Origin of the sequence: Dolichospermum sp. UHCC 0260 (genome assembly GCF_009711985.1) — a bacterium.
GTDB lineage: Bacteria > Cyanobacteriota > Cyanobacteriia > Cyanobacteriales > Nostocaceae > Dolichospermum > Dolichospermum lemmermannii.
This window is the reverse complement of record NZ_VIKZ01000019.1, coordinates 36,818-48,696: the sequence shown is the minus strand read 5'-3', so window position 1 is coordinate 48,696 and position 11,879 is coordinate 36,818. Positions and strand designations below refer to the sequence as shown.

Genomic DNA, 11,879 nt, shown 5'->3' with positions numbered 1-11,879 from the left:
AGGTTTTATTTGGAACTTCAATTAGTCAAAAATCGTAGGTTGGGTTAAGCGATCGCGCAACCCAACATTTTAATTTTAATCTTCACCATTTCTACCATACTCTTGTACGAAAAAAATCTGTCCGACTGCTTTTATATTTTGCTTCATAACCCGCAACAAACGATTCTCTAAGGTGCGACTATCCTCATCCAAAAAATCAATTATCGCCTTGACTTTCCCAGTATAATCACGATCGTGTTTAAAAATAATCATGCCAGCATGATTTGGTGCAGTGCGATGTAGATCGATAAAATCTTGGCGATTTTCCGTAATCAAAATGCGACCTGTCGCTGTGGCATACTGCAAAACAACATCGTCAGGAATCCCTTGATTTGCTTGACCTGCTTCGTAGGAAGTTAATACATCGTGTCCCTCCGATCTGAGTAAGTTTACCATTGTGATCGGAAAATTTTCGTTGGAGTAAAATTGTAATGCCATTAAACTAAATCATCTTGGGCAATTTCTTGATCGATTTGTTCGGGATTTTGTTCGTAGTAATGCCAAGCTGCACTTAAATCTTCCGCAGTCAATCCAGGATAATTTGCCAATAATTCTTCATCCGGCGCACCTTGTTGACGATATGCTACCAAAGTCCATAGGGGAATTCGTGTATTTCTAATTCGCGCTTGTCCCCCACAAACTCCAGGTGTAATCTGAATTGGATGTTGCAACATTTGCACGTAATTCAATGCTTGGTCAACTAATTCCTCTGGTAAAGCTGCAATTACTTCGAGCAGTTGAGTCCTCTTATTCATGACAACAAAATCTCTCTCGCTTATTTCATCCTAACTTGAAAATAAGCGATACCACAAAGTGGTTGCCAAGGGCATCGCCAACACTAAAACCGACTAATATTATTATATCAATGTTGGGTTTCGTTCCTCAACCCAACCTACAAGATCAGCGATCGCACTGCTTGCAGCAGCGCTTCGCTATCGCACTTGTGGTATTCCTCTATTGTTAGATAATTCAGTCAATATTCGTTTATTCTTGATTAGAATCCTAAAATATGGACATTTTCCATTTATTGACAAATCTTTTTCATCATTCCCTTTTCTAAATTTAATTATTTCAAACTGATCGGGATTGAATTTATGTAGAAATGTTATAGGTACACCCATAAATCCTTTGTAGTCTAATGGTATGTCTTGTGTTTTATTCACATTAATACCATCATAGTTGTCATAATGGGGATATTCAATTTCGTTTCCAAAATATCTCTTTGTGAGAGTAATACCTTCGTGTCGTTTAAAAGTGTCTAAATTAGTTAACCATAGACAATTGTTTGGAGAAACTATTCTATTTCCAGAGCTATCAATCCTAGTCTCTGTGCCATAGAGTTCATAGTGTTCGGGGACAATAAAACCTGAAATACCTCTACCAAGGTTTATTCCTAACCACGCCTTGTTTTCCTTAATTAACTTAAATATTTCTTTATAGGTGATAGCATTAATATTGCCAATTATTAAGAATTTTTTATCGTATTTAATTAATTGAGCCACATACTCCCTAAATAATGAAAATGGAGGATTAGTAACAACAATATCGGATTGCTTTAATAGTTCGATACTTTCAGCACTACGAAAATCGCCATCACCTTTAAAATGAACGATGTCAGTTGAACTTGGTTTAATTCTTTCTCCCTCTACACCTGTATATTCAAAGAAAAAACCATTTTCAACTTCTTCGGTATTAAACAAATCCCTTTCTTGTTTTCTATAACAAGCTGTTATTAATTTTTTAATACCCAATTCTGCGAAATTTGATGCGAAGTAATTAAAAAAATTGCTAATCCGAGCATCATCGCAATTACAAAAAACTACTTTATTTTTAAAATGACTTTTATAATGTTTTAACTCATTTTCTATATCTGAAAGCTGTGTATAAAACTCGTCATTTTTGTTTTGTTTTGCTTTTTTCAACAAAGAGTGCTGTACTTTTCTTGCCATTATCAACCCGTATTATTCGTTATTGGTAATTTGGTTAAATCCGTGTAATGAGATTATATAGAATTTTTCCGTATATCCCTTGGTATTATACAGAATTTCTCTGCATAATGTCCTATGGAACAACGTCCTAAAAAACTGCTAGAGCAGGTACAAGATGTGATCAGGCTCAAGCACTATTGGATTGTTAGACATTCTCCAAAAATTTAAACTTTTCCACCTCCAACTTCAACCTTTCATTCTCCATCCTTAACACCAATATTTCATTCTTCTGCAACTCAATTAACGACTTTTGACTAATTACCTCACCAAAGGCTTTTTTCCTATTTTCCATCCCAAATCATCTTTGATAAGTCTTTGTATGTTCATCAACAGTATGACCTAAATTATGTGCTGCTGCTTTCATCGCTATTCCCTAAAGATTCTGTTATTTTTATCCTGTAACTTTTATCCCTGCTCTAAATTGCCGCAGCGCTTGAGCATGATTTTCTATATTAATACAACCCATCAATAAATCTACATCTAAACTCGGTAAAAGTTGCGATTTACTAACAGCTTCATACCCCTCATTTCCTAAACTATAAAACAATAATTCATCATTCATCCAAAACCAGACTTCAGGAATTTGTAACCGTTTATATGCTTCCAGTTTATTAATTCCTCCACTACTAACAACCACCTCAATCACTAAATCAGGGCGTTTTCTATTTGCTCCCAATTCATAAGATTTATCACCTTCTTTTTTAACCTTTTCAAATTCATTTTCTAGTGTGACAGAACCAGTAGGAGTAAAATCTAATTCCAAAAACTCTAAATAAATTTCTAGTAAAGCCCCAATACGTTCTTTGATAGTTTCGTGTTTTTTCCCTGGCATTTTCCGAATCTCTAAAACTCCATCTAAAAAGGATAACCTTAACCCTGGGCGCTCAATTAGCTGTTCAACAGCTTTAAATTCTCTCCAGGTTAAGTCGCTAATTAAAATTGGTTCTGCTTCTCGTTCAATGAGTGTAGTTATCATAATTTAAACCCAAATTTAGAGATTGAATTTTGCTCAACGGGAGATAATATAAAAACAGAGTCTTATGAAAAACATCATGCAAGCATACAAACTCAAAGGAAAAATTGATCAATCTGGTAACTTGCTGATTACCGAATCCGTGAATTTACCCCCCGGAAATTTGGAAGTAATAGTCTGGTAAACTACGAATACCCTTTAATATTGAATAGAATTTTCTTGAAGCCATTCTGATATGGTTTCTTGACTTTCTTGGCCGTTTGCTAGTCGTTCCATTATTAAAACAACTTCCGGTTCTGGAACATCCAACGAATATCCATTTAATTCCAGAAAGATAGCCATTACTACGAAAGCTACCCGTTTATTACCGTCTATAAAAGCATGATTTTTAGCAAATCCATAACCATAAGCCGCTGCTAAATCAAATATACTGGGTGTAGGTTCACCATAAGCAAGTAAATTCTTTGGTCTATCTAAACTAGCTACAAACAAACTGTTATCTCGCACACCTGCAAGACCACCATGCTGTATTAATTGGTCTTCATGTATAGCTGTAACAATTATTTCATCTAACCAGAAAATTCCATTCATTTCCCTAACTCATGAAGTGCATTTCTGTATTTTGTGCTGACTTTTTTGTAGGCTTCCATTGCTTTTTCAAAATCAGGATTACAAGAAGTTATCATAACACCTGCTGGGGTTTCAGTGACAAATACGCTGTCTCCTTCTTGAACTTTAAGTTTTTCCAGGGCTTCTTTAGGTAATGTTAAGCCCAAGGAATTTCCAACTCTACGAATTTTTAAGGTGTACATAAGTTAATAGCTTCTTTATCAGAGTAATACTATTGTAATAACATATTTTATGAACCACCCCATATTAGTTCCTTGAAGATGTGGTTTTTTACTTTAGTCAGTCACTTAGTGATAGATGAAGATTACACTGGATAAATGTAATCCTCAATATTTCCCGATTGTAAGCTGTTACGCAGCTAAATTTGATAACCTTTTATTGATAGGTATTGTCATCCTGTCAGGGTTTATTAACCTGAATACTGAATTTTCACACAATATGTTGAAAAATTATTTTCAGTAAATCTCCTTGGGAAAAAGGCTTTTCTAAATAACCATTAGCTTTCACAAACTTAGCTTTGGCTTTATCTCTTAATCCCATTCTTTCAGTCATCAAAATCACAGGAGTATTTTTATAATGCGTGTGCTTCCGTAATAAAGAACAGATTTCATAGCCATTTAAATTAGGCATTTCTACACTTAGTAAAATTATATCTGGCTGCGCTCGCAGAATTTCCATTAAAGCTTGGGAAGAATCCATGAATTTCAGCACAGAAAATATTTGCTCATCTAAAAAATTTTCCACAGCATTTAATATGCTATAATCATCGTCCACACCCAAAATACTGTATTTCTTTCTAGCAGTAACTTGAGGGTTAATCGGCTGATTTATATGTGGTTCAGAATCAACTTGCTCAGAATTATTTTTGGGTAATTGCTCCTGATTTTTGCTATGTGAATTTGACTGATAATGATTTTCAAAATTCAAATTTTTCTGAACATTAACCTTAACCCCTGATTGAGATTGTTCCACTAAAGTTCTTAAATTCAAATGACAAAATTTAGGGAGATTATCTAAAAAAGTATGAAGAACAAATTCATAACTGCCATATTCTAAATTCAGTAATGATTGTAAAACCTCCAGCGCCAATTGTTCAATCAGCAAAGCAGCCTGGACGTGACTAATATATTTTTGATCAACTAACCAACAAATTGCTAAATAATCCGGATTGGGGATTGATTGATTCTCAATATCTTTTTCAAAAATCATCCGTACCTGTTCGTTGATACCCATAGGAAGAGTAGAAATTTGCTGACTTAATTGCTGTAAATTTCGGTAAAGAGGTTCAAACATTTCTTCGGAGTAACCAGCGTAAATCAACTTACCCTGATCCATATATATTGACCAAGCACCCGACTCGCTAAAGACTTGTAAACAACCAGTAAAAGAATTATTAGTAATCTTCTTTAATAAAGTAATTGGTTGTAGCTTTTGGAAAAATCTATATCTACTAATCGGAATTGTATTCATACTCTGAGATTGATCATTAAAATTTTCTCTCATGATCATTTAATTACTGGATTTTACAAAGGTTTTAAATTCTAATTCTTGAATTCTTACTTTTAGGTTACTATAGATTTTTTAGAGAAATAAAAAAGTATGTTAAACATAATATGAAAAAATGAAGTCTAGAGGTTTGACCCGAACACCTCTAATTTTTAAGCTCAATGTTTCTTAAATCACCCAATACCTAATCGTGTCTGCAATTAATAATATCCAAGTTACCGAAAATAGCGATCGCCTAGATCGTTACCTATCCCAAGAGTTATCAGATTTATCCCGTTCTCGCATCCAGCAGTTAATAGAACAGGGTCATGTCCAAATTAATAATCTCATCTGCACATCTAAGAAGATTAACCTGAAAACAGGCGATCTCATTACCCTCGAAATTCCCACCGTTCAACCTTTAGCAATAATCGCCGAGAATATTCCCCTAGACATCCTCTATGAAGACGACGAGTTAATTATTATCAATAAACCCGCCGGTTTGGTTGTCCACCCCGCACCAGGCCATCCTGACGGAACTTTAGTTAATGCTATCTTGGCACACTGTCCCAATTTACCGGGAATTGGTGGCATTCAGCGTCCGGGAATTGTCCATCGTTTGGACAAGGATACAACGGGAGCGATTGCGATCGCTAAAACAGACCTGGCTTATCAACATCTACAAGCACAACTACAAGCAAAAACCGCCAGAAGAGAATATTTAGGTTTAATTTACGGTGTCCCCAAAACAGAAACCGGAAGTATAGACTTACCCATTGGTCGCAATCCCCAGGACCGCAAAAGAATGGCCATCGTTTCTATAGAAGATGGTGGACGTAATGCTATCACCCATTGGCGAGTAAAAGAACGCTTTGGAAATTACACATTAATTCACTTTCAACTAGAAACAGGCCGGACCCATCAAATTCGCGTCCACAGTGCCAAAATGGGTCATCCTCTCGTTGGCGACCCCATTTATAGTTCTGGTCATTCCCTCGGCGTAAATTTGCCAGGACAAGCATTACACGCTTGGAAACTCCAGCTACAACATCCCGCTTCTGGAAATTTGGTGGAAGTGACAGCACCCCTTCCCCGCAGCTTTGCAACTTTACTGGAAGTGTTACGCCGTCGTAGTGGTCTTTATTAAGAATTTCTGCAAAAATAGCCATTTATTCTCAATTTGTGAATATAGCTTTTTTAATATTTATATCCCCCCTGGGGGGAAAAAGTAGCAGGTTTTCCAAATATTTAGAAATGTAAATTTAACAATTCTTAACAAAACTTAGCTAAAACTTATACAACAAAAAACTGCTGTAATCCATTTATGATAGTGAGTTTCTGGAAAATTAAAACAATCTTTAACTGCTGAATATTGCGATTGTTGTCAAAAAATGTAAAGTTGTGTAACAAAAATATTGACTTTTTATCAGTTGTAATCCTTGTGTATAAAGGATTTGAGCTAGTTTGTAGGCGACGATCTTATTTATTCATAATTTGTAACAAATAATGGCTCTATGGCATTGTATAAACATAAACTGTAGGGGTTAAACAACAGGAGAAAGTTGAAAAAAGCAGGCAATTCATCAAGTTTGCCGGTTTCTCAAAAAATTCCCCTTGACTCTCATAATTTCTGGTTTTTAAACTGTAAACTGGTAGATGAGAAGACAAAATGAGAGACGCTTTGATTTGACTCCGTTGCGAACAAATCCGAATTAGTTTTAATTTAGACATCTCTCAACTAAGTAATTTAGGAGATTAGAGTCCATGACATTAGATGTATTTTCCAAAGTTGTTTCCCAAGCTGACGCTAGAGGCGAATTCCTCAGCACCGAACAACTAGATGCTTTAACCGCAGTTGTAGCTTCCGGCAGCAAGCGTTTAGATGTTGTTAACCGCATTACCAGCAACGCTTCCGCTATCGTTACCAACGCGGCTCGTTCTTTGTTTGAAGAACAACCCAACTTGATCGCTCCTGGTGGAAACGCTTACACCAACCGTCGTATGGCTGCTTGTCTCCGCGACATGGAAATCATTTTACGCTATGTAACCTACGCAGCGATCGCTGGTGATGCTAGTGTTCTTGATGACCGTTGCTTAAATGGTTTGCGCGAAACATACCAAGCTTTGGGTACTCCTGGTTCTTCCGTAGCAGTTGGTGTTGGTAAAATGAAAGAAGCAGCGATCGCTATCGTTAACGATCCTAACGGTATCACCAAAGGTGATTGCAGTTCTTTGGTTTCTGAAGTTGCAAGCTACTTCGACCGCGCTGCGGCTGCTGTTGCCTAACAATTCATTACAAATTAGCTCGAATCTTAATTGAGCTTTTCCCAGTAAAACAAGCAAGAAACTATCTAGGAGATTTTCACCAATGAAAACACCAATTACCGAAGCAATCGCATCTGCTGATACCCAAGGACGCTTTTTAAGCAACACCGAATTACAAGCAGTTAATGGTCGTCTAGTTCGTGCTGCTGCCAGCATGGAAGCTGCTCGTGGTTTGACAGCTAACGCTCAAAAATTAATTGACGGCGCTACCAGCGCTGTATACAGCAAATTCCCTTACACCACCTCTACACCAGGCAATCAATTTGCAGCTGATAGCCGTGGTAAAGCTAAATGCGCTCGTGACGTTGGTCACTACCTCCGCATCATCACCTACAGCCTAGTTGCTGGTGGAACAGGTCCTTTGGATGAGTTCTTGATTGCTGGTTTGACTGAAATGCACGCAGCTTTCGACTTATCTCCTAGCTGGTACGTAGAAGCTTTGAAATCTATCAAAGCTAGTCATGGTTTGAGCGGTCAAGCTGCTAACGAAGCTAATACCTACATTGACTACGCAATCAACGCTCTTAGCTAGATAGCGTCATGCCCGGAGAGGGATACAATTGTTAGATGGAGTTACCCCTCAAGGGGTTTGCCAGTTATTCATGGGGAGTCACTGCGTAAGTTGGAAAGTATTCCGATTGGGACTTAGGTGGCGTTAAGACCATACATGATAATTCTGGTTCACCTAGCAATTGGATCTAGCTCCGGGCATAGTTTTATCTACAAATAAAATAGGTTAAGAGGCAAGAGTCAACTGACAACTGACAACTGACCACTGACCAAGCTTTATTCAGCCAAAATTCGGCACAATAAAGGGGAAAAATATGGCAATTACAACAGCAGCTTCCAGACTGGGAACAGAGCCTTTTAGTGACGCACGCAGAGTTGAACTGCGCCCTAACCCCAGCCGCGAAGAAGTCGAAGCGGTAATTCGTGCCGTTTATCGGCAAGTCTTAGGGAATGATTATATATTGGCATCAGATCGTTTGATTGGTGCAGAATCACTTCTCCGTGATGGGAATTTAAGCGTGCGCGAGTTTGTTCGCAGCGTGGCTAAATCAGAACTCTACAAAGCTAAATTCTTCTACAACAGTTTCCAAACTCGGTTAATTGAACTCAACTATAAACATTTGTTGGGTCGCGCACCATACAATGAGTCCGAAGTAACTTATCACTTAGACTTATATATTAACCAAGGTTACGACGCGGAAATTGACTCCTACATTGATTCTCAAGAATATCAAAACAGCTTTGGGGAAAGTGTTGTTCCCTACTATCGCGGTTTTGATTTTCAAGCAGGACAAAGTGCCGCTGGTTTTACGCGGATGTTCCGTTTATATCGTGGTTATGCCAACAGCGATACTGCTCAAGTAGAAGGTTCTAAATCTCGTTTAGCGCGGGAATTAGCTAGTAATAAATCTTCCTCAGTTGTTGGCCCATCTGGTAGTAACGATAATTGGGGTTTCCGTGTATCTGCGGATAACGCTCCTAAGCAAAATCTCGGTAATGCCGTAGGACAATCGAATCGCACTTACCGTGTTGAAGTTACAGGCATTCGCAATCCTGGATACCCCAGTGTGCGCCGTAGCAGCACAGTATTTATTGTCCCTTACGAGCGCCTTCTAGACAAAATGCAGCAAATTCAGAGAGTTGGCGGCAAAATTGTCAGCGTAATTTCTACGTAAGATCCGGTGCTATTCACCGACAAAACTCATCATAGGAGATATAGAAGTAATGTTCGGTCAAACCACACTTGGTGCTAGTAGTGTTTCTTCATCTGCCAGCCGCGTATTTCGTTACGAAGTTGTCGGCTTAAAGCAAAATCAAGAAACCGACAAAAATAAATTCGACATTCGCCGCAGTGGTAGCGTATTTATTACCGTACCCTACGGACGCATGACTGAAGAAATGCAGCGGATTAGCCGTTTAGGTGGCAGAATCGTCAAAATTGAAGCTTTGACAGTAGCAGAATAAGTATAACTTCCTGGCAATGATAGAAACCAGTGGAGAAGAATATTCTGCCCAGAATGCACCAAATCTGACACCAGAGATAGCTATTGCTAACCTGCAATCATCAGATTTAAGTCTCCGCTATTATGCTGCTTGGTGGTTGGGTAAGTTCCGAGTTCGTCAGCCAGAAGCCATAGACGCGCTCATTGCTGCGCTAGAGGATGAATCTGACAGAACCGAACTGGGTGGTTATCCCTTACGGCGTAATGCTGCCAGGGCGCTTGGTAAATTAGGCAATTTAAAAGCCGTACCAGGTTTGATTAGGTGTTTAGAATGTGCTGATTTTTATGTCCGCGAAGCAGCAGCCCAATCTTTAGCTATGCTTGGAGATAAAACCGCATTACCAGCCCTGATAAAACTGCTAGATGGGGGAGTTGAGGCTGCTGTACAAGTACCTGGTTTTCCCCACCTTACCCAGCCCTATACAGCAGTAATAGAAGCCTTGGGAGCTATGGGTGCAACTGAGGCTACTTCCCTTGTTCAGCCTTTTCTCAAGCATTCAGTTCCTCGATTGCAATGCTCCGCCGCCAGAGCCATGTACCAACTGACACAAGACTCTATTTATGGTGAGTTATTAGTGACAACTTTGGCCACAGGTGATTTGAAAATGCGCCGCGTTGTTTTGGGGGACTTGGGGGCAATTGGGTATTTGGCCGCAGCAGAAGCGATCGCCCAAACGCAAGTGGAAAATAGCTTTAAACTTATCGCTTTGAAAGGATTATTAGAGTATCAACTGCCAAAACAGTCTGATACTTTTGGTATTTCTGAACAAGCTATCCGAGTCATGAATCTCATGGATTCACTCTTGTAGTCAGTAGTCAGTTGTTAATTGTCAGTTGTAAAACTACTGACCACTGACCACTGACCACTGACCACTGACCACTGACAACGGAAAAATGGATGAACTAATTCGGGCTATTACCGTAGCAGACACACCTTCCCAGATGGTGACAGCAGTTAAAAATCTGGCAGCAGCCAAAGATCCATCGGCAATTCCGACCTTAATTGCTGTCTTTGGTTATAACAATCCAGAAGCAGCCATAGTGGCAGCAGCAGCATTGACGCAGTTGGGAGGAATAGCAGTTCCACAATTGCTAGACCAAATTGATGATTATAACTATGGCGCACGGGCTTATTCGATTCGCACTCTCGCAGCGATCGCAGATCCCCGTGCTTTGGATATTCTCATCTCTACAACACTCACTGATTTTGCCCCCAGTGTTCGCCGTGCCGCTGCTAAGGGACTAGGAAATCTACATTGGCAGAAGCTAGACATTTCCGCCAGTCAAATAGCCATCAACCGCGCCCTAGAGACACTTCTCTTTATCTGTGAAGATACAGACTGGTCAATTCGTTATGCTGCTATTGTTGGATTACAAGCTTTAGCAAAAGTAGCTCTAGTCCAATCGCCTATTCTTGCTAAATTTCAATTAATGCTGACTAACGATCCTGAAAAAGCAGTTCGCGCTCGCGTTCAGTTGGCCTGTAGCCAGTAAACTGATTTATATACCATATAACAAGGTAAAAGTAAAGATGTCAATACCACTACTAGAATACGCGCCCAAATCGCAAAACCAGCGAGTAGAAGGTTATGAAGTCCCCAACGAAGACACCCCAACTATTTATCGCTTAGATCGGGCTACCTCAGATCAAGATATTGATAGCATCATCTGGGCTGCATACCGCCAAATTTTCAGCGAACACCTGATTTTAGCCAGCTATAAGCAAACCGCTTTAGAATCACAACTGCGAAATCGGGCAATTACCCTGCGTGATTTTATCCGGGGTTTAGGTAAATCAGAGGTTTACCGCACCCAAGTAGCAGATACCAACTCCAACTATCGCTTAGTTGACATCACCTTAAAACGGTTCTTAGGCCGGGCTGCTTACAACAAAGCCGAAGAAATCGCTTGGTCAATTGTCATTGCGACCAAAGGTTTACACGGTTTTATAGATGCTTTATTAGAATCAGACGAGTATTTAGATAACTTTGGTGATGATGTTGTCCCCTACCAACGTCGTCGTTTTGGTTCACGCCCCTTTAACCTGGCTAACCCCCGTTATGGTTCTGACTGGCGCGATACCCAAAACATTCGCGAAATGGCTGGCCGTTCCTACTATAGCATCCGCACATCAGGACAACTAACTACAGCAGATATCCGTCGGGCAATTCCTGCCAACTTCTTCATTATGGCTGGGTCTATTATTACCAACGAATGCAACTACCAACGGAGTTTGGCCACTGCCCAATCTTTTGTTAGTAGCAGCGAAATCCCTGATACAAGCAGAGATCATCAAGAACAACCCACAATTAAACCTGTAGCAGTTTCTTTACCTTATCGTTATATTCCTGCTAACGCCAAAAATTAGTTATTGGTGATTGGTGATTGGTAATTGGTAATTGGTAATTGGTAAAAATAACCAACAAC

At 39.3% G+C, this 11,879-nt stretch carries 15 protein-coding genes and 1 pseudogene; 8 read left to right on the top strand and 8 right to left on the bottom strand.

What is annotated here, in order from left to right; translation table 11 throughout:
• Positions 1-75: 75 nt before the first annotated feature.
• From FJR08_RS09690 to FJR08_RS09655, 8 genes and pseudogenes are all read right to left on the bottom strand, one after another.
• Positions 76-477, bottom strand: coding sequence for a DUF5615 family PIN-like protein (locus FJR08_RS09690; protein WP_168633017.1), 402 nt, complete (start codon positions 475-477; stop codon positions 76-78).
• On the bottom strand, positions 477-794 hold the full coding sequence (locus tag FJR08_RS09685; RefSeq protein WP_168633016.1) for a DUF433 domain-containing protein: 318 nt from the start codon (positions 792-794) through the stop codon (positions 477-479). Before FJR08_RS09685 ends, FJR08_RS09690 begins: the two co-directional genes overlap by 1 nt.
• A 177-nt stretch (positions 795-971) precedes the next feature.
• A complete protein-coding gene (locus FJR08_RS09680; protein ID WP_015079008.1) occupies positions 972-1,988 on the bottom strand; it encodes an adenine-specific methyltransferase EcoRI family protein in 1,017 nt (338 codons plus the stop codon).
• Positions 1,989-2,172: 184 nt separating this feature from the next.
• Positions 2,173-2,400, bottom strand: a pseudogene (locus tag FJR08_RS23585) (site-specific integrase); the annotation flags it as partial.
• An 18-nt stretch (positions 2,401-2,418) separates the two neighbouring features.
• On the bottom strand, positions 2,419-3,003 hold the full coding sequence (locus FJR08_RS09670) for a Uma2 family endonuclease (RefSeq protein WP_168633015.1): 585 nt from the start codon (positions 3,001-3,003) through the stop codon (positions 2,419-2,421).
• A gap of 195 nt (positions 3,004-3,198) precedes the next feature.
• Complete coding sequence (locus tag FJR08_RS09665) at positions 3,199-3,591, bottom strand: type II toxin-antitoxin system death-on-curing family toxin (protein ID WP_168633014.1); 393 nt, start codon at positions 3,589-3,591, stop codon at positions 3,199-3,201.
• Positions 3,588-3,812 (bottom strand): AbrB/MazE/SpoVT family DNA-binding domain-containing protein, encoded by a 225-nt coding sequence (locus tag FJR08_RS09660; protein WP_015079012.1) that lies wholly within the window; start codon positions 3,810-3,812, stop codon positions 3,588-3,590. Before FJR08_RS09660 ends, FJR08_RS09665 begins: the two co-directional genes overlap by 4 nt.
• A 247-nt stretch (positions 3,813-4,059) precedes the next feature.
• Positions 4,060-5,100: a response regulator gene (locus FJR08_RS09655; protein ID WP_168633043.1), complete on the bottom strand. Its 1,041-nt coding sequence runs from the start codon at positions 5,098-5,100 to the stop codon at positions 4,060-4,062.
• 226 nt (positions 5,101-5,326) lie between these two features.
• On the opposite strand from FJR08_RS09655, the gene FJR08_RS09650 reads away from it, so the two are divergent.
• The 8 genes from FJR08_RS09650 to FJR08_RS09615 all read left to right on the top strand — a co-directional run bounded on the left by FJR08_RS09650 (position 5,327) and on the right by FJR08_RS09615 (position 11,820).
• The gene (locus FJR08_RS09650) at positions 5,327-6,262 is read left to right on the top strand and encodes an RluA family pseudouridine synthase (RefSeq protein ID WP_168633013.1); all 936 of its coding nucleotides are present in this window, start codon (positions 5,327-5,329) and stop codon (positions 6,260-6,262) included.
• A gap of 617 nt (positions 6,263-6,879) precedes the next feature.
• Complete coding sequence (locus tag FJR08_RS09645; protein WP_015079015.1) at positions 6,880-7,401, top strand: phycocyanin subunit beta; 522 nt, start codon at positions 6,880-6,882, stop codon at positions 7,399-7,401.
• Between the two features lie 82 nt (positions 7,402-7,483).
• Complete coding sequence (gene cpcA / locus FJR08_RS09640) at positions 7,484-7,972, top strand: phycocyanin subunit alpha (protein WP_015079016.1); 489 nt, start codon at positions 7,484-7,486, stop codon at positions 7,970-7,972.
• Positions 7,973-8,264: 292 nt separating this feature from the next.
• Positions 8,265-9,125 (top strand): phycobilisome linker polypeptide, encoded by an 861-nt coding sequence (locus FJR08_RS09635; protein WP_015079017.1) that lies wholly within the window; start codon positions 8,265-8,267, stop codon positions 9,123-9,125.
• Between the two features lie 49 nt (positions 9,126-9,174).
• On the top strand, positions 9,175-9,414 hold the full coding sequence (locus FJR08_RS09630; RefSeq protein WP_015079018.1) for a phycobilisome linker polypeptide: 240 nt from the start codon (positions 9,175-9,177) through the stop codon (positions 9,412-9,414).
• A gap of 16 nt (positions 9,415-9,430) precedes the next feature.
• Positions 9,431-10,261 (top strand): HEAT repeat domain-containing protein, encoded by an 831-nt coding sequence (locus FJR08_RS09625; protein WP_168633012.1) that lies wholly within the window; start codon positions 9,431-9,433, stop codon positions 10,259-10,261.
• 85 nt (positions 10,262-10,346) lie between these two features.
• Positions 10,347-10,946 carry a HEAT repeat domain-containing protein gene (locus tag FJR08_RS09620; RefSeq protein WP_015079020.1) on the top strand — a complete coding sequence of 200 codons (600 nt, stop codon included), beginning with the start codon at positions 10,347-10,349 and terminating at the stop codon, positions 10,944-10,946.
• Between the two features lie 37 nt (positions 10,947-10,983).
• Complete coding sequence (locus FJR08_RS09615) at positions 10,984-11,820, top strand: phycobilisome rod-core linker polypeptide (protein WP_015079021.1); 837 nt, start codon at positions 10,984-10,986, stop codon at positions 11,818-11,820.
• Positions 11,821-11,879: the final 59 nt, after the last annotated feature.

What these genes read in the sequence shown, in the direction of transcription:
- FJR08_RS09690 (WP_168633017.1), bottom strand. Translation starts at nt 477, where the DNA reads ATGGCATTACAATTTTACTCCAACGAAAATTTTCCGATCACAATGGTA.
- FJR08_RS09685 (WP_168633016.1), bottom strand. Translation starts at nt 794, where the DNA reads ATGAATAAGAGGACTCAACTGCTCGAAGTAATTGCAGCTTTACCAGAG.
- FJR08_RS09680 (WP_015079008.1), bottom strand. Translation starts at nt 1,988, where the DNA reads ATGGCAAGAAAAGTACAGCACTCTTTGTTGAAAAAAGCAAAACAAAAC.
- FJR08_RS09670 (WP_168633015.1), bottom strand. Translation starts at nt 3,003, where the DNA reads ATGATAACTACACTCATTGAACGAGAAGCAGAACCAATTTTAATTAGC.
- FJR08_RS09665 (WP_168633014.1), bottom strand. Translation starts at nt 3,591, where the DNA reads ATGAATGGAATTTTCTGGTTAGATGAAATAATTGTTACAGCTATACAT.
- FJR08_RS09660 (WP_015079012.1), bottom strand. Translation starts at nt 3,812, where the DNA reads ATGTACACCTTAAAAATTCGTAGAGTTGGAAATTCCTTGGGCTTAACA.
- FJR08_RS09655 (WP_168633043.1), bottom strand. Translation starts at nt 5,100, where the DNA reads ATGAATACAATTCCGATTAGTAGATATAGATTTTTCCAAAAGCTACAA.
- FJR08_RS09645 (WP_015079015.1), top strand. Translation starts at nt 6,880, where the DNA reads ATGACATTAGATGTATTTTCCAAAGTTGTTTCCCAAGCTGACGCTAGA.
- cpcA (WP_015079016.1), top strand. Translation starts at nt 7,484, where the DNA reads ATGAAAACACCAATTACCGAAGCAATCGCATCTGCTGATACCCAAGGA.
- FJR08_RS09635 (WP_015079017.1), top strand. Translation starts at nt 8,265, where the DNA reads ATGGCAATTACAACAGCAGCTTCCAGACTGGGAACAGAGCCTTTTAGT.
- FJR08_RS09630 (WP_015079018.1), top strand. Translation starts at nt 9,175, where the DNA reads ATGTTCGGTCAAACCACACTTGGTGCTAGTAGTGTTTCTTCATCTGCC.
- FJR08_RS09625 (WP_168633012.1), top strand. Translation starts at nt 9,431, where the DNA reads ATGATAGAAACCAGTGGAGAAGAATATTCTGCCCAGAATGCACCAAAT.
- FJR08_RS09620 (WP_015079020.1), top strand. Translation starts at nt 10,347, where the DNA reads ATGGATGAACTAATTCGGGCTATTACCGTAGCAGACACACCTTCCCAG.
- FJR08_RS09615 (WP_015079021.1), top strand. Translation starts at nt 10,984, where the DNA reads ATGTCAATACCACTACTAGAATACGCGCCCAAATCGCAAAACCAGCGA.